Source organism: uncultured Pseudokineococcus sp., from assembly GCF_947495735.1.
Lineage (GTDB): Bacteria > Actinomycetota > Actinomycetes > Actinomycetales > Quadrisphaeraceae > Pseudokineococcus.
Genome location: NZ_CANMAA010000002.1, coordinates 285,699 through 302,042, shown reverse-complemented (window position 1 = coordinate 302,042; position 16,344 = coordinate 285,699). Strand labels below are relative to the sequence as shown.

The 16,344-nt window shown below is 76.2% G+C and carries 14 protein-coding genes and 1 riboswitch; of the genes, 3 read left to right on the top strand and 11 right to left on the bottom strand.

Annotated elements, in window-relative coordinates; translation table 11 throughout:
* Window positions 1-59 precede the first annotated feature (59 nt).
* Entirely contained in the window at window positions 60-563 is a 504-nt protein-coding gene (locus Q0848_RS04315; RefSeq protein WP_299035311.1) for a DUF3145 domain-containing protein, read from the top strand.
* A 56-nt stretch (window positions 564-619) separates the two neighbouring features.
* On the opposite strand, the gene Q0848_RS04310 is transcribed toward Q0848_RS04315, so the two are convergent.
* The 4 genes from Q0848_RS04310 to thiO all read right to left on the bottom strand — a co-directional run bounded on the left by Q0848_RS04310 (window position 620) and on the right by thiO (window position 4,238).
* Window positions 620-1,825: a ThiF family adenylyltransferase gene (locus Q0848_RS04310; RefSeq protein WP_299035308.1), complete on the bottom strand. Its 1,206-nt coding sequence runs from the start codon at window positions 1,823-1,825 to the stop codon at window positions 620-622.
* Window positions 1,822-2,640 (bottom strand): thiazole synthase, encoded by an 819-nt coding sequence (locus Q0848_RS04305; RefSeq protein WP_366146426.1) that lies wholly within the window; start codon window positions 2,638-2,640, stop codon window positions 1,822-1,824. Before Q0848_RS04305 ends, Q0848_RS04310 begins: the two co-directional genes overlap by 4 nt.
* A 126-nt stretch (window positions 2,641-2,766) precedes the next feature.
* On the bottom strand, window positions 2,767-3,027 hold the full coding sequence (gene thiS, locus Q0848_RS04300; protein WP_299035302.1) for a sulfur carrier protein ThiS: 261 nt from the start codon (window positions 3,025-3,027) through the stop codon (window positions 2,767-2,769).
* A complete protein-coding gene (thiO, locus tag Q0848_RS04295; RefSeq protein ID WP_299035300.1) occupies window positions 3,024-4,238 on the bottom strand; it encodes a glycine oxidase ThiO in 1,215 nt (404 codons plus the stop codon). Before thiO ends, thiS begins: the two co-directional genes overlap by 4 nt.
* A 35-nt stretch (window positions 4,239-4,273) precedes the next feature.
* Here thiO and thiE point away from each other — a divergent pair, with 35 nt between their 5' ends.
* Entirely contained in the window at window positions 4,274-4,939 is a 666-nt protein-coding gene (gene thiE / locus Q0848_RS04290; protein WP_299035297.1) for a thiamine phosphate synthase, read from the top strand.
* Window positions 4,940-4,994: 55 nt separating this feature from the next.
* Window positions 4,995-5,102, bottom strand: a riboswitch (TPP riboswitch).
* Between the two features lie 99 nt (window positions 5,103-5,201).
* Here the strand turns inward: thiE and Q0848_RS04285 are convergent.
* The 6 genes from Q0848_RS04285 to Q0848_RS04260 all read right to left on the bottom strand — a co-directional run bounded on the left by Q0848_RS04285 (window position 5,202) and on the right by Q0848_RS04260 (window position 12,208).
* On the bottom strand, window positions 5,202-6,641 hold the full coding sequence (locus tag Q0848_RS04285; RefSeq protein WP_299035294.1) for a carboxyl transferase domain-containing protein: 1,440 nt from the start codon (window positions 6,639-6,641) through the stop codon (window positions 5,202-5,204).
* Window positions 6,638-7,924 carry a beta-ketoacyl synthase gene (locus Q0848_RS04280; protein WP_299035291.1) on the bottom strand — a complete coding sequence of 429 codons (1,287 nt, stop codon included), beginning with the start codon at window positions 7,922-7,924 and terminating at the stop codon, window positions 6,638-6,640. Before Q0848_RS04280 ends, Q0848_RS04285 begins: the two co-directional genes overlap by 4 nt.
* A gap of 167 nt (window positions 7,925-8,091) precedes the next feature.
* The gene (locus tag Q0848_RS04275) at window positions 8,092-8,340 is read right to left on the bottom strand and encodes an acyl carrier protein (RefSeq protein WP_123378484.1); all 249 of its coding nucleotides are present in this window, start codon (window positions 8,338-8,340) and stop codon (window positions 8,092-8,094) included.
* Window positions 8,341-8,464: 124 nt separating this feature from the next.
* Entirely contained in the window at window positions 8,465-9,490 is a 1,026-nt protein-coding gene (locus Q0848_RS04270; protein ID WP_299035288.1) for a beta-ketoacyl-ACP synthase III, read from the bottom strand.
* A complete protein-coding gene (locus Q0848_RS04265) occupies window positions 9,487-10,674 on the bottom strand; it encodes an acyltransferase domain-containing protein (RefSeq protein ID WP_299035285.1) in 1,188 nt (395 codons plus the stop codon). Before Q0848_RS04265 ends, Q0848_RS04270 begins: the two co-directional genes overlap by 4 nt.
* A gap of 193 nt (window positions 10,675-10,867) precedes the next feature.
* Window positions 10,868-12,208, bottom strand: coding sequence for a CdaR family transcriptional regulator (locus Q0848_RS04260; RefSeq protein ID WP_299035282.1), 1,341 nt, complete (start codon window positions 12,206-12,208; stop codon window positions 10,868-10,870).
* A gap of 131 nt (window positions 12,209-12,339) precedes the next feature.
* Between Q0848_RS04260 and Q0848_RS04255 the strand changes: the two genes are divergently transcribed.
* Window positions 12,340-13,014: a hypothetical protein gene (locus tag Q0848_RS04255; protein ID WP_299035279.1), complete on the top strand. Its 675-nt coding sequence runs from the start codon at window positions 12,340-12,342 to the stop codon at window positions 13,012-13,014.
* Window positions 13,015-13,491: 477 nt separating this feature from the next.
* Here the strand turns inward: Q0848_RS04255 and aceE are convergent, their stop codons facing one another.
* Window positions 13,492-16,230, bottom strand: a complete 2,739-nt coding sequence (aceE, locus tag Q0848_RS04250) for a pyruvate dehydrogenase (acetyl-transferring), homodimeric type (RefSeq protein WP_299035276.1) — start codon at window positions 16,228-16,230, stop codon at window positions 13,492-13,494.
* Between the last annotated feature and the right edge of the window lie 114 nt (window positions 16,231-16,344).

The window sequence follows — 16,344 nt, the reverse complement described above, 5'->3', positions numbered from 1 at the left end:
CGGTTCTCGAGGACGTTGGGGAAGACGCACCTCGCAGCACCGACACAGGAGGGTCTGACATGCCCGGAGCACTGACGCGCGGAGTTCTCTTCGTGCACTCCTCGCCCCGCGCGCTGCTGCCCCACGTCGAGTGGGCGGCCAGCGGGGTCCTCGGCGTGTCCGCGACCCTGGACTGGATCGAGCAGCCGGTCGCCCCCGGCGCCTACCGCACCGAGCTGTCCTGGCAGGCGGAGCAGGGCACCGGTGCCCGGCTGGCGTCGGCACTGCGGGGGTGGGCGCACCTGCGCTACGAGGTCACCGAGGAGCCGAGCCAGGGCGTCGACGGGGGCCGGTGGAGCCACACCCCCGAGCTCGGCATCTTCCACGCCGTCACCGACGTCCACGGCAACGTGCTCGTGCCGGAGAACAGGGTGCGCGCGGCGCTCGAGGCGTCCGTCGACTCGGCCGCCGACGTCCGCGCGGAGCTCGAGCTCGCGCTCGGCACGGCCTGGGACGACGAGCTGGAGCCCTTCCGCTACGCCGGCGACGGCGCGCCCGTCCGCTGGCTGCACCGCGTCGGCTGACCCCGCCGGTCGCCGGCTGCGGGCGTGGGCGCCGATGCGCCGCGGACGCGCCGGAGTCAGCGGTCCTCGGGGGACGGGGGCACCAGCTCGCCGTCCCAGCGCTGCAGGCCCCCGCGCAGGCTCACCGCGGCGCTCCCGTCCTCCCGCAGCGCCTGCGCCGCCTGCGCCGACCTGGCTCCGGCGGCGCACACGACGACGACCTGCTCGCGCCCGGCGAGGTCGGGCCGCTCGCCCGCGAGGACGCGCCCCAGCGGCAGCAGGACCGACCCGGGGACGACGCCGGCCGCGTGCTCGCTCGGCTCCCGCACGTCGAGGACGAGCGTGCCGGCGGGGTCCTCGGCGAGAGCGGCCCGCAGCCCCGCGACGTCGACCTCGGCGCCGGGCGCCGCGTCCTCGTGCTCGGCGAGGTCCATCGGCGGCAGCCGGCTGGGGTCGCGCACCACGCGCAGCGTGCGCCACATCGCGCCCCCGGCGTCGACGAGCAGCACCCGACCGACGAGCGGGTCCCCGGTGCCGGTGAGCAGCTTCAGCGCCTCGGTGGCCATCACGGAGCCGACCACCGCGCAGACGCTGCCCAGCACCCCGGCCTCCGCGCAGCTCGGCGCGCTCTCGGGGGGCTCGGGGAAGACGTCGCGGTAGCAGGGGCCGTGCACCCCGGCGGCCCCGGGGCCGTGCGCGCCGTCGTGCCCGGCGAGGCCGTCCGTGTCCTCCGGCGCGTAGGGCACCCACGACGTCGACACCTGCCCGGCCAGGCCCAGCACAGACCCCCAGACGCACGGGACGCCGGCCAGGCCGCAGGCGTCGTCGAGCAGGTACCGGGTGGCCGTGCCGTCGCTCGCGTCGACGACGAGGTCGTAGCCGGCCAGCAGCTCGAGCGCGTTGCCGGCCGTGAGCCGCTCGGCGTGCTGGACGACCTGCACGCCGGGGTCCAGGCGCGCGAGGGCGTCCGCGGCGCTCTCGGTCTTGGGGCGCTCGACGTCGGCGACGCCGTGGAGCACCTGCCGGTGCAGGTTGGAGACGTCGACGACGTCGTCGTCCACCACGCCCAGCGTCCCCACCCCGGCCGCGGCCAGGTACAGCAGGACGGGCGAGCCGAGGCCACCGGCCCCGACGACGAGCACCCGGGCGGCGCGCAGCCTGCGCTGGCCCTCCTCGCCGACCTCGGGGAGGACGGTCTGGCGCGCGTAGCGGCGCCGCTCGTCGTCGGTCAGCGGCGGTCCCGGCTCCACGAGCGGCGGGACCCGCTGGGAGGGCGAGCTCACCAGTCCCCCCGGGCCGGGGCGTCGTCATCCGGGGACCCGTCGAGCTGGGACCCGTCGTGCTGGGCCAGCTCGGCCAGGCCCTCCACCGGCGACGACGCGAGCGCCCGCTGCCGCTTCGGCACCCGACCGGCGAGCCGGGCCGCGCGGCCGCTCTCGACCGCCAGGCGCATGGCCCGCGCCATCAGCTCGGGACGGCGCGCGCGGGTCACCGCCGTGGCGAGCAGCACGCCGTCGCAGCCCAGCTCCATGGCCAGCGCCGCGTCGGACGCGGTCCCGATCCCGGCGTCGAGGAGGACCGGCACGCGCGCCCGCGAGGTGATCAGCGCGATGTTGTGCGGGTTGAGGATCCCCAGGCCGCTGCCGATCGGCGCGCCCAGGGGCATCACCGCGGCGCAGCCCGCCTGCTCCAGGCGCTGGGCGAGCACCGGGTCGTCGTTGGTGTAGGCGAGGACGGTGGCGCCGTCGTCGACGAGCGCCTCGGCGGCCTCCAGCAGCTCGAGCGGGTCGGGCAGCAGCGTGTCGTCGTCCGCCACGACCTCGAGCTTCACCCAGTCGGTGCCGAGGGCCTCGCGCGCCAGCCGCGCCGTCGTCACGGCCTCGCGCGCGGTCCGGCAGCCCGCGGTGTTCGGCAGGACCCGCACGCCCAGCCGGGTGAGGACGTCGACGAGCGAGCCGCGAGAGCCCGGGGCGACGCGGCGCATGGCCACGGTCGTCATCTCCGTGCCGGACTCGCGCAGCGCGCGCTCGAGGACGTCGAGGTCGGGGAAGCCGCCCGTGCCCGTGACGAGCCGGGAGCCGAAGCGCTCGCCGGCGATGACGAGGTCGTCGGCGAGGTCGTCCGGGACGAGGGCGCTCGCGGCCGCGGACGGGCTGGTCCGCTCCGGCGTCTCCGGGCCGGCGGTCTCCCGGCGCAGGTCGGTGGGGGAGTCGGTCGTCACCGGTCAGCCCCCCGCCACGACGTGGAGCACCTCGACGCGGGCGCCGGCGGCGACCGGCGTGGACGACCACGCGCCCCGCGGCACGACCTCGTCGTCGACGGCGACGGCGACGCCGCGCGCCCGCTCGGCGCCGCCCGCCCCCTCGAGGAGCCGGTCGGCGACGTCGGCGACGGTGGCGCCCTGCGGGACGGCGAGCGCCTCGCCGTTGGCGAGCACCTCGACCGTCTCCTCGGCGGTGCTGGACGTGCTGTCCGTGCTGGTCACGGGGAGTCCTTCCGGAAGCGGGTGGGGTCGGCGAGCGCGGCGACGTCGGGGACGCCGTCGCCGGTGACGAGCCCGGCGACGACCTGGCCGGTGAGACCGGACAGGAGGACGCCGTTGCGGGCGTGGCCGGTGGCCAGGAGCAGGCCGGGGACGCCGGTGGCGCCGACGAGCGGCAGGTCGTCGGGCGACCCGGGGCGGGGACGGGCCTGGACCTCCACGAGCTCGCACTCGCTCGTCCCGGGCAGGACGGCGGCCGCGTCCCGCAGGAGGTCGTGCACGGCCCCGGCGGTGACGGTGCGGTCGAAGCCTGCGTCCTCCGTGGTCGCGCCGAGGACGAGCTCGCCGTCCTCGCGCGGCACGAGGTAGACGGGGCGCCCGCGGACGGTGGCCCGCACGACGCGGGTCAGCAGCGGGTCGCCGGCCGGCATGGCCAGGCGCATGATCTGGCCCTTGACGGGGTGGACGGGCGGCAGCGCGTCGTCCGGGACGCCGTCGACGAGCCCGGACCACGCCCCGGTCGCGAGCACCACGACGCCGGAGCGGATCTCGCGGCCGCCGGGCAGCCGGACGCCCACCGCGCGCCCGTCCTCGACGAGCACGGACGCGTCCTGGCGCACGGCGACGGCGCCCCGGCGCCCCGCCGCGGTGCGCAGGGCCGCGACGAGGCGGCGCGGGTCCACCTGGTGGTCGTCCTCCACGAGGACGCCGCCGGCGATGCCGGGGTCGAGGTGCGGCTCGAGCCGGCGGCACGCGCGGGCGCCCAGCCGCTCGGCCGACAGCCCGAGGGCGCGCTGCAGCTCCAGGACGTCGTCGAGGACGGCGCGGTCGTCGACGTCGCCCGCCAGCGCGAGGGAGCCCGTGCGGCGGTGCCCGAGGTCGGTCCGGGCGGACGCCCCGGAGTCCTCGAGCACGGCGGCGACGTACTGCTCGAACCCCCGCGCCGCGGCCAGCGAGAGCGCGTGGACGTCCTCGCCGCCGTGCCGCAGCTCCGAGCCCGGCGCGAGCATCCCGGCCGCGACGGCCCAGGCCCCGCGGGTCGGGTCGCCGTCGCAGACCGCCACGGACCGCCCGCGGCGGGCCAGCTGCCACGCGCAGGAGGAGCCCACGACGCCGCCGCCCAGGACGACGACGTCGACCTCCCGGGGCGCCTCGGCGCCTCCCGTCGCCTCGGGCGGGGGCGTCGCGGAGGGGCGTCCGCCGAGCGCGGTCACGGCTGACCCCCTGCGCGCGCGGCAGACTCGCCCGCATGAGCGCACCCGTGGACCGCCGCACCCGTCTCGGCCGCCTGGCGGGCGCGCGCCTCTACCTGTGCACGGACGGCCGGCGGGAGCGCGGCGACCTGCCCGACTTCCTCGACGCCGTCCTCGCCGGCGGCGTGGACGTCGTCCAGCTGCGCGAGAAGGGCCTCGAGGCGGCCGACGAGCTCGACCTCCTCGAGGTCTTCGCCGACGCGGCGCGCCGCCACGGCGCCCTGCTGGCGGTCAACGACCGGGCCGACGTCGCGGCGACGGCGGGCGCCGACGTCCTGCACGTCGGCCAGCGCGACCTCGCGCCCGTGCAGGCGCGGCGGCTGGTGGGCGACGACGTCGTCCTCGGGCGCTCGACCCACGGCCCGGACCAGTGGGACGCCGCCCTGGCGGACCCGGACGTCGACTACGCCTGCACCGGGCCGACCTGGGCGACCCCGACCAAGCCCGGGCGCCCGGCGGCCGGGCTGGACCTCGTGCGGCACGCGGCCGCGACGGCGGGGGAGCGCCCGTGGTTCGCGATCGGTGGCGTGGACGCCACGACCCTGGACGAGGTGCTGGACGCCGGCGCGCGGCGCGTCGTCGTCGTGCGCGCGCTCACCGAGGCCGACGACCCCGGCGCGGCGGCCGCGGACCTCGCGCGCCGGCTCCGCGAGCGCGGCTGAGCCCGAGGAGCGAGCCGGGCCGAGAGGTCCGGCCCGGCCTGGGACGGGCGGTGCTGCAGCGACCACGAGTGCTCCCTACGCCGGCATGATCCGGACAGGTCCAGCGGTCGACGGCTCGGCCGTCCTCTCAGCCCGCTGGTCCCGGGCTCCCGCGCAACGTCCGCACCGTACCTCTCGCCCGGCTGCGCCTCTGGCCGGCCGTGCGCGCCAGCCCGTCCGGGGCTGGGCCCGCCGGCGCGGCTCGCGGGCGAGGTGCGCTGGCCTAGAGCGGGATGTTGCCGTGGCGGCCGCGGCGCTGGGGCGCCTCGGCGAGGGCCCGGGCCAGGGCGGTGCGGGTGGCCGCGGGCTCGACGACCTCGTCCACGACGCCGATCTCGACGGCGCGCGCCAGCCCGCCGGAGAGCTGCTCGTGCTCGGCGGCCAGCTCGGCCTCGACCTGGGCCCGCGCGTCCTCCGGCACCTCGGCCAGCCGACGGCGGTGCAGGACGCGGATGGCGGCGACGGCCCCCATGACGGCGACCTCGGACGTCGGCCAGGCGAAGACGCGGGTGGCGCCGAGCGAGCGCGAGTTCATGGCGATGTAGGCGCCGCCGTAGGTCTTGCGCGTCACCAGGGTCACGCGCGGGACCACCGACTCGGCGAAGGCGTGCAGCAGCTTCGCGCCGCGGCGCACGACGCCGTCCCACTCCTGGCCGACGCCGGGCAGGTAGCCCGGCACGTCCACGACCACGACGAGGGGCACGCCGAGGGAGTCGCACATCCGGACGAAGCGAGCGGCCTTCTCCGCCGAGGAGGAGTCCAGGCAGCCGCCGAGGCGCAGCGGGTTGTTGGCGACGACGCCGACCGTGCGCCCGCCCATGCGCCCCAGGGCGGTGACGACGTTGGGGGCCCAGCGCGGGTGGAGCTCGAGCGAGCCCTGGTCCTCGCCGTGGCCGGCGGGGGAGTCGAGCAGGCCGTCGACGAGCGGGTGCACGTCGTAGGCCCGCTTGACGTTCTCCGGCAGGTGGGCCGACAGGTCGCGCTCGGCCACGGCGGCGACGTCCAGGGAGCCCTGGGCGCCGAGCAGGTGGACGAGCTTGCGGGCCTGCGCGTAGGCGCCGCGCTGGGACTCGGCCACCACGTGGACGACGCCGGAGCGGCGCCCGTGGGGCTCGGGGCCCCCGAGGCGGGCGGCGTCGACGTCCTCTCCGGTCACCGAGCGGACGACGTCCGGCCCGGTGACGAACACGCGGCCCTCGGGCGCCAGGACGACGACGTCGGTCAGCGCGGGGCCGTAGGCGGCGCCGCCCGCGGCGGGGCCGACGACGACGGAGATCTGCGGGACGACGCCGGAGGCGCGCGTCATCACGGCGAACACGGCGCCGAAGGCGTCGAGGGAGACGACGCCCTCGCGCAGCCGCGCCCCGCCGGAGTGCCACACGCCGACGACGGGCACGTCGTCGGCGAGGGCGCGCTCGTACGCGGCGAGGATCACGCGGCTGCCGGCGGCGCCCATGGCGCCGCCCTGCACCCGGGCGTCGCAGGCGAACGCGACGGCGGGCGCGCCCTCGACGAGGCCCGTGGCCGCGAGCATCCCCGAGTCGTCGGCGGGGGTGATGGCCTCGGCCGTCCCCTCGTCGAAGAGGGTGCGCAGCCGGTGCATCGGGTCCTTGGGGTCGACGTCCGCCGACCTGACGGCCTCGGGGGCCGCCACCGCGCTCATGCCGCGCTGCCGGTCGGTCCCGCGATCGCCAGCGCGGCGTTGTGGCCGCCGAAGCCGAAGGAGTTGTTCAGCGCCAGGGCGCCGGACCCGGTGCTGATCTTGCGGGGCTCGTCGAGGACGACGTCCAGGTCGACCTGGGGGTCCAGCTCGGTGACGTTGATGGTCGGGGGGGCGAGACCCTCCTCCAGCGCCTTGAGGCAGAAGATCGCCTCGAGGGAGCCGGCGCCGCCGAGCAGGTGGCCGGTCATCGACTTCGTGGCCGAGACGGCCACGCCGTCGAGGGCGCCGCCCAGGGCCGAGCGCAGCGCGGCGACCTCGGCGAGGTCCCCGACCGGGGTCGAGGTGGCGTGCGCGTTGACGTGGACGACGTCGGACGGCTGCGCCCCGGCCTGCTGCAGCGCGGCGCGCATGGCGCGCGTCGCACCCAGCCCCGCGGGGTCGGGGGCGGCGATGTGGTGGGCGTCGGAGGTGATGCCCGCCCCGGCGATCGTCCCCAGGACCCGCGCGCCGCGAGCGGTCGCGTGCGCCTCGGACTCCAGGACGACGACGCCCGCGCCCTCGGCGAGGACGAAGCCGTCGCGCGTGACGTCGTAGGGGCGGGAGGCGGTCTCGGGGGTGTCGTTGCGCAGCGAGAGCGCGTGCATGGACGCGAAGGCGGCGATGGGCAGCGCGAGGATGGCGGCCTCGGTGCCGCCCGCGATGACGACGTCCGCGCGTCCGGTGCGGATCATCTCCGCGCCGTAGGCGATGGCCTCGGCGCCGGAGGCGCACGCGGAGGCGGGGCTGTGGGCGCCGGCCTGCGCGCCGAACTCGATGGCGAGGGCGCCGGCGGCGCCGTTCGGCATGAGCATCGGCACCGTCAGCGGCAGGACGCGGCGGGGGCCCTTCTCCCTCAGCACGTCGTAGGCGCTGATGAGCGTGGTCACGCCGCCGATGCCGGTGGCGACGACGACGCCGAGGCGCTCGCCCTCGACCTCGGGGGCGCCGGCCTGGGCCCAGGCCTCGCGGCCGGCGATGAGGGCGTACTGCGCCGAGGGGTCGAGCTTCTTGCTCTCGTGCTTGGGCAGGACGTCGGTGGCGGGGACGGCCAGGGTGCCGCCGAAGGTCACCGGCAGGCCCAGCTCCTCGACGAACGGCATGGTCAGGGGCCGGGCGCCGGAGCGGCCGGCCAGGGCCGCCTCCCAGGTGCTCGGGACGTCGCCGCCGAGCGGCGTGGTGGCGCCCATCCCGGTCACGACGACGGCGGTGCTCGCGGGTGCGCTGCGGGGCGTCTGCTCGGACATGGCGTGCCCTCCAGGTCGTGGTCCTGCCGCGCTGGGCGGCCGAGGTCGTGGTGTCGGGACGGGGCCTCGTCGGGCGAGGCCCCCGCCCGGCCGGCGCGCGGCCGGCCGGGGAGGGCGACCCGCCGAGCCGGTGGGAACCGGCCGGGCGGGTCGTGCTCAGGGCCTGGTCAGCCCTGGGCCTGCTGGATGTAGGCGACGACGTCGCGCACCGTGCGGAGGTTCTTGCTGTCCTCGTCGGGGATCGTCACGCCGAACTTCTCCTCGGCGTGCACGACGATCGAGGTCATCGACAGCGAGTCGATGTCGAGGTCGTCGGTGAAGGACTTGTCCATCTCGACCGACTCCTTGGGGAGGCCGGTCTCCTCGTTCACGAGCTCGGCGATGCCGTCGAGGATCTCGTTCTCGGACTGAGCCATGGGGGCGTGCTCCTCGTCTCGGGCGCGCCGGGTGCGCGCCGTGGGGTCGTGCGGGTCTCGGTGGTGCTGGTGGTGCACCCGCCGGGGCGGGGGGACTGTGCGGCCGGCGGGAGCCGGCGCGGGGCTACGGCAGGACGACGACCTGCGCGGCGTAGGAGAGGCCGGCGCCGAAGCCGACGAGCAGGGCGAGGCCGCCGGAGGGCGCCTGCCCCTCGGCGAGCATCCGGTGCATGGCCAGCGGCACGGAGGCGGCGGAGGTGTTGCCCGTCGTCCGGATGTCCCGGGCGATCGCGACGCTCTCCGGCAGCCCGATCTGGCTGGCCAGCTTGTCGATGATGCGCACGTTGGCCTGGTGCGGGATGAACGCCGCGAGGTCCCCGGCGCTGATGCCGGCGGCGTCGATGGCCTGCTGCGCGAGCGGGGCCATGGCGAAGACGGCCCAGCGGAAGACCTTCTGGCCCTCCTGCGCGAGCGCCGGCCACGCGATGGCGCCCGCGTCGACGCCGCGGTGCTCCAGCCACGAGGTGCGGCTGCGGATGACGTCCCACATCGAGCCGTCGGAGCCCCACACCGTCGGGCCGATGCCCGGGGTGTCCGAGGGGCCCACCACCACGGCGCCGGCGCCGTCCGCGAACAGGAAGGCGGTCGAGCGGTCCGTGAGGTCGGTCCAGTCCGACAGCTTGTCGACGCCGATGACCAGGACGTGCTCGGAGGTGCCGCCGCGCACGAGGTCGGCGGCCTGGGCGACGGCGTGGCAGAACGCCGCGCACCCGGCCGAGATGTCCCACGCTGCAGCGGGTGTCGCCCCGAGCCGGTCGGCGACCTGGGTGGCGGCAGCCGGCGTCTGGTACGGGTGGGAGACGGTGGCGACTATGACGGCGCCCACCGCGGAGGGGTCCACGCCCGCGGCGGCCAGCGCCTCGGCGCCGGCGTGCACCGACATGTCGACGACCGAGGTGTCGGCGTCCGCCCAGCCCCGGCTCTCGATGCCGGTGCGCTGGCGGATCCACTCGTCGGTGGAGTCGATGTGCTGGCAGATCTCCTCGTTGGTGACCACCCGCTCGGGTCGCCAGGCGCCCACGCCGAGGATGCGGGCGTGCTCGGGGCCGCGGCGCGTGGCCAGGACCGGGGGCGTGCTCGGGGCGCTCACGCCGCACCGCCCGCGGGGTGCAGGCGCAGGAGGGGTTGCCCCGTGGAGACCGGGTCGCCGTCCTCCACCAGCCACTCCACGACGCGCCCGCCGTGGGGCGCGGTGGCGTCGACGCCGTCGCGCAGGCCCTCGACCCGGGCGACGACAGCGCCCGTCTCGACCGCGGCGCCCTCCTCCTGCGGTCCCTGGACGCGCACGACGCCCTTGGCGGGGGCGACGACGAGGCGCCAGGTCGGCGAGGTCGTCACCGTGCTGCGCTCGCCGTGGCGGGCCACGAACTCGCGGGCGGCGTCGAGCTGGTCCGGCGTCTTGAGCGCGAAGGTCTCCACCCCGGGCAGCGCCCGCTTGGCGAGGTTCGCCAGCGTGCCCGCGGGCGGCACCTCCAGCACGCCCGTGACGCCGAGGTCGGCGAAGGTCTGCATGCACAGGTCCCAGCGCACCGGGCGCGCGACCTGGGCGACGAGGCGCGCGAGCACCTCGCGGCCGTCGTGCACCACGGTGCCGTCGGCGTTGGAGGCCAGCAGCACCCGCGGGTCGCGCGTGGTGACGGCGCGGGCGAGGCGCTCCAGCACGGGCACCGCGGGGGCCATGTGCTCGGTGTGGAAGGCGCCGGCCACCTGGAGCGGGATGACCCGGGCCCTCGCGGGCGCGTCGGCGCGCAGGGCCTCCAGCTGCGGGTGGGTCCCCGCGGCCACGACCTGCCCGGCGCCGTTGGCGTTGGCGGCGACCAGCCCGTGGCGCTCGAGGGCCGCGGCCACGTCGTCCGCCTCGCCGCCGACGACCGCGCTCATGCCCGTCGGCGCCTGCGCGCTGGCCCTGGCCATCGCCCGGCCGCGCTCGCGGACGAGCACCATGGCCTGCTCGGCCGACAGCACGCCCGAGGCGGCCGCGGCGGTGATCTCGCCGACGCTGTGGCCGGCGCCCGCCCCGACGACCGCGAAGGCGTCGGCCGGCTGGGGGAACAGGGCCAGGAGCGAGACGAGGCCGCTGGCCACGATGAGGGGCTGGGCCACCGCGGTGTCGCGGATGGTCTCGGCGTCCGAGGTGGTTCCGTGGGCCTCGAGGTCGAGGCCGGAGACGGCCGACAGCCAGTGGAGGCGGTCGGCGAAGCCGGGGACCTCCAGCCACGGGGTGAGGAAGCCTGGCGTCTGAGACCCCTGGCCGGGGCACGCGATGACGAGCACGTGTCGACTCTGGGGGGCGGCCACCCGGCGTGCGGGTGCGGGCGTCCACAGGACGCCCGCGGCGACCTTGTAGGACTCCTACAACAGCCGGTGACGCGGGCATGGCCATCCGGTGACGCGCCGTCGTCCGGTGTGTGCGCAGGGTGACCTGGCGTGACGCGTGTGACTGAGGTGACTCACGGGAGCCGGCTCGCTAGCGCTGGTCGCCGTCGCGCCGCTCGCCGTCGTGCTGCTCCCCGGCGCGCTGCGGCGGGCCGTCGGCCAGGGCGCCGACGACGAGCGCCACCTGGAGCACGAGCGCGTCGCGGGCGGAGGTCGCGTCCCACCCGGTGACGTCGACGGCCTTGCGCAGGCGGTACCGGACCGTGTTGGGGTGCACGAACATCAGCCGCGCCGTCGCCTCGAGGGAGCGCCCGCTCTCCAGGTACGTCGAGACGGTCTGCGCCAGCGCGCCTCCCGCGCCCACGAGAGGGCGGTAGACGGCGTCGAGGAGGGCCCGGCGGGCCCGGACGTCGCCGGACAGCACGCGCTCGGGCCACAGCTCGTCGGCCAGGACCGGTCGCGGGACGCCGGGCCAGGCGCGGGCCGACGCGAGCCCGGACAGCGCGGCCCGGGTCGAGACCCCCGCCGAGGCGAGGTCCGGCACCGCCGGACCCACGACGACGGGACCGGGGCCGAAGAGCGGCGCGAGCGCCGAGGTCGCCTCGCGCAGGTCCACGGTGGCGAGCCCCTGCGCGGGTGCCCGCTCGAGTGTCGGGCCGCCACCGCCCGCGGAGGGCTGGGGGGCGTCGTCGACGGTGCGCCGCCGGCGGGCGGAGAGCCCGAGCAGCAGCACGAGCCGCTCGCCCTGCAGGCCCACGAGCGCGTCGTCCGCCGTCGCGCGGGCCGCTCGTCGCAGCCGGGCGACGACGTCCTCGGGGGAGCCGGCCGGCGTCGAGCCCACCACGACGGTCACGACGGCGGGCCGCCCCCACCCCAGCGCCGACAGGCGCGAGCGCACGGCGTCGTCGACGTCGCCGCGCACGACGGCGTCCACCACGAGGGCCTCCAGGCGGGCGTCCCACGCGCCGCGCGCCTCCGCGGCGCCGGCGTAGAGGCGCGCGGCCGCGAAGGCGACCTCCCGCGAGTACCGCAGCACGGCCTCGCGCAGGTGCTGCTCGCGGCCCGGCGCCGCGACGACGTCGACGTGGTCCTCGACCACGTCCACGGCGGCGCGCAGCAGCTCGAGGGTCTGGGCGAGCGTGACGGCGCGGGTCAGCTCGCGCGGCGCGCTGCCGAACACGTCGGCGGTGATGGCGAGCGGCGAGTCCGGGTCGCTGTACCAGGTGGTGAAGGCGCCGATCCCGGCCTGGGCGACGAGCCCGACCCAGGAGCGGTCCTGCGCGGGCATCGCGCCGTACCAGGGCAGGGTCTCGTCCAGGTGGCGCAGCGCCGCCGTGGAGAGCACCCCGGTGGCGGCGCGGAGCCGCGCGACGTCGTCGGCCGAGGGCTCCGTGCGCCGGCTGCGCGCCCGTGCCGGCGCCCCCTCGTCCACGCACCGGATCGTACGGACGTCCCGGACAGCGCGGCGGCGTGCCGCGAGAGGGGTCGGACGATATGGTCGGGCCGTCCGGAGGTCCGGCGCACAGCTCGACGCGCGGTCCGCCACACCGACGGAAGGACCGCATGAGCCTGCTCGACAAGCTCCGCGCACGTGTCGCCGGCAGCGCACCGGAGCGCCTCAAGCCGGCGATGCGTCGCGTCGACCCGGCGGCCAAGCGCTCCAGCGGCCACAGCCACTCGGACGACCGCCGCGAGGACGCGCTCCGCTCACGCCTGCACGAGGACCCCAACGACGAGAGCGCCTTCAGCGAGCTCGCCGGGATCGTGCGCCGCCGCGCCGCCGAGAACCACGCCGAGGACGACCCCCGCCGCGCCGAGGACGACGCCGTGTGGGCGCTCGCCGAGGAGATGGCGGGCAGCAGCAAGGCCTGGTACCCGCTGCTCGAGCTCGGGCGCCTGTCGATCCACGACGACCGCGAGGGGGCCATGCGGCGCCTGTCGACCGCGGCCGAGCGCGACCCCTCCGGCGGGGCCCTGGCCCACGCGCTGCAGATCCTCCGCGAGGAGGGCCTGCCGGGCGACGCCCTGGGTCTCGGCGTGGGGCACTGGCGCCCGCGCGAGCACCGCATCGACGCGGGCAGCCAGCTCGTCCACGCCGCGGTCGAGGCCGGTCGCGTCGGCGAGGCGCGTCGTCACCTCGAGGCGCTCTCCGCCCACCCTGACTCCGCCCGCGTGGAGGTCGTCCGCGCCGAGCTCGAGCGCGTCATCGCCGGCGCCGAGGGTCGCCCCGGCACCTGATCTCGTCATCGCCACGAGAGGCCGTCACCCCCCGGGGTGGCGGCCTCTCGTCGTCGGAGGCGTCGACCGCTCCCGGCAGCCCCTCTGAGGGGCGAACGGACGACGTCTCGCCCTCTGATCGACCTCGTCTGCGGCAGCTCGCCGACGAAGTGCCCTCAGCCCGCCGCTTCCGTGGCAGAGAGTCGACAAGGTGCCCTGAAACAGCCCCCTCCCTGGCAGAGAGTCGACGAGGTGCCCTGAGTCGGCCCTCCCTGGGGCAGAGAGCCGACGAGGTGCTCTGAGTCGGCCCTTCCTGGGGCAGAGAGCCGACGAGGTGCTCTGAGTCGGCCCTTCCTGGGGCAGAGAGCCGACGAGGGCCATGGATGGCTCTCCTCAGTGGCGGGGCGTCGACGTGATGGCCGGAGCGGGCCGACCCCGGACGACAGCGCGGCCGCCCCCTCGACGAGGGGACGGCCGCGGTCGGGTGCGGTCAGGCGATCAGGAGTCGCCGCCCGCGTTGCCGGAGGTGCCGGCGCGGACGTCGTCCAGCTTCCAGGCCTTGTAGGCCTTCGCCGGCGCGCCCTTGTCGACCTCGCCCTGGGCGGCCAGGCGCACGAGCGCCTGGTAGGCCATCGACGGGCCGTCGATGCGGAAGTGGCGCCGCGTCGCCTGGCGCGTGTCCGACAGGCCGAAGCCGTCGGCGCCCAGGACGGTGTAGTCCGCCGGGACCCACGGGCGGATCTGCTCCTGCACCGAGCGCATGTAGTCGCTGACCGCGACGACCGGTCCGCGCTGGCCCGACAGCTTCTGCGTGACGTAGGGGACGGGCGCCTCCTCGTCGGTGCCCGGGCGCTCGAAGGCCCAGGCGTCGCAGGCGAGCCCGTCGCGGCGGAGCTCGCCCCACGACGTGACCGACCAGACGTCGGCGTCCACGCCGAACTCCGAGCCGAGGAGCTCCTGGGCCTCCAGGGCCCACGGCACGCCGACGCCGGAGGCGAGCAGCTGGACGCGGGGGCGGTCGCCCTCGTGACCCCGGCTGACGAGGTGCATGCCGCGGACGATGCCCTCGGCGTCCACGCCCTCGGGCTCGGCCGGCTGCACCATCGGCTCGTTGTACACGGTGATGTAGTACATGACGTTCGGGTCGACGTCGTGCCCGGCCGCGTCGGTGCCCTTCGGGCCCTCGCCGTACATGCGCTCCAGGCCGGAGCGCACGATGTGGCCGATCTCGTAGCCGTACGCCGGGTCGTAGGAGACGACGGCGGGGTTCGTCGAGGCGAGCAGCGGCGAGTGCCCGTCGGCGTGCTGCAGGCCCTCACCGGTGAGCGTCGTGCGCCCCGCGGTGGCGCCGAGGAGGAAGCCGCGCGCCATCTGGTCGCCCGCCGCCCACAGGCTGTCGCCCGTGCGCTGGAAGCCGAACATCGAGTAGAAGACGTAGACCGGGATCAGCGCCTCGCCGTGGGTGGCGTAGGCGGTGCCGGCGGCGGTGAACGCCCCCATCGAGCCGGCCTCGTTGATGCCGGCGTGCACGATCTGCCCGGACTCGGACTCCTTGTAGGCGAGCATCAGCTCGCGGTCCACGGACTGGTAGTTCTGCCCGTTCGGGTTGTAGATCTTCGCCGTCGGGAAGAACGAGTCCATGCCGAACGTGCGGGCCTCGTCCGGGATGATCGGCACGACGCGCCGGCCGAGCTCCTTGTCGCGCATGAGGTCCTTGAGCAGGCGGACGAAGGCCATCGTGGTGGCGATCGTCTGCTTGCCGGACCCGCGCTTGAGCACCTTGTAGGCGTCGTCCCCGGGCAGCTCGAGCTTGGTGTGCGGCGTGGTGCGCCGCGACGGCAGCGGGCCGCCGAGCTTCTGGCGCCGCTCGCGCAGGTACTTGATCTCCTCCGCGTCCTCGCCCGGGTGGTAGTAGGGCGGGCGGTAGAGGTCCTCCTCCAGCACCTTGTCGGTGATGGGGATGCGGAGGCTGTCGCGGAACTCCTTGAGGTCCTCCATGGTCAGCTTCTTCATCTGGTGGGTCGCGTTGCGGCCCTCGAAGTGCGAGCCGAGGCCGTAGCCCTTGACCGTCTTCGCCAGGATGACCGTGGGCTGGCCGGTGTGCTCCACCGCCGCCTTGTAGGCCGCGTAGACCTTGCGGTAGTCGTGGCCGCCGCGCTTGAGGCCCCACAGCTGGTCGTCGCTGTAGCCCTCGACGAGCTTGCGCGTGCGCGGGTCCTGCCCGAAGAAGTTCTCGCGGACGTAGGCGCCGGACTCGGCCTTGAAGGTCTGGTAGTCCCCGTCGAGCGTCTGGTTCATGACGTTGACGAGCGCGCCGTCGCGGTCGGCCGCCAGCAGCGGGTCCCACTCGCGGCCCCACAGCACCTTGATGACGTTCCAGCCGGCGCCGCGGAAGAAGGACTCGAGCTCCTGGACGATCTTGCCGTTGCCGCGCACCGGGCCGTCGAGCCGCTGCAGGTTGCAGTTCACGACGAAGGTCAGGTTGTCGAGGTTGTCGTTGGCGGCGACCTGCAGCAGGCCGCGGCTCTCGGGCTCGTCCATCTCGCCGTCGCCGAGGAACGCCCAGACGTGGCTGTCGGAGACGTCCTTGATCCCGCGCGCGGCGAGGTACTTGTTCGACTGCGCCTGGTAGATGGCGTTCATCGGGCCGAGGCCCATGGACACCGTGGGGAACTCCCAGAAGTCCTTCATCAGGCGCGGGTGCGGGTAGCTCGGCAGCCCGCGGCCCTTCGCCGTCAGCTCCTGGCGGAAGCCGTCGAGGTCGGTCTCGGAGAGCCGGCCCTCGAGGAAGGCCCGGGCGTAGACGCCGGGGGAGGCGTGGCCCTGGATGTAGACCTGGTCGGGCGTGCCGCCGTCGTGGCCCTTGAAGAAGTGGTTGAAGCCGACCTCGTACAGCGTCGCCGAGGAGGCGTAGCTGGAGATGTGCCCGCCGACGGCGATGTCGGGGCGCTGGGCGCGGTGCACCGTGATGGCGGCGTTCCAGCGCAGCCACGCGCGGTAGCGGCGCTCGACCTCCTCGTCACCCGGGAACCACGGCTCCTGCTCCGGGCCGATGGTGTTGACGTAGTCGGTCGTCACCGGGCTGGGGACGCCGACGCCGCGCTCCCGCGCGCGCTGCAGCATCGAGAGCATCAGGTACCGGGCACGGGTGCGTCCGCGCTCGTCCACCGCCCCGTCGAGGGAGTCGAGCCACTCCTGGGTCTCCTCCGGGTCGATGTCCGGCACCTGGGAGGGCATGCCGCTCCGGGTCGGACCGGCGTCGTCGCGTCCTGCCACTGAGCATCTCCGTCTCGCTCGCCGGCGCCGGGCGCCAGCACGTCGACCGCGGCCGGCTCGGCCGCACACCGCGGT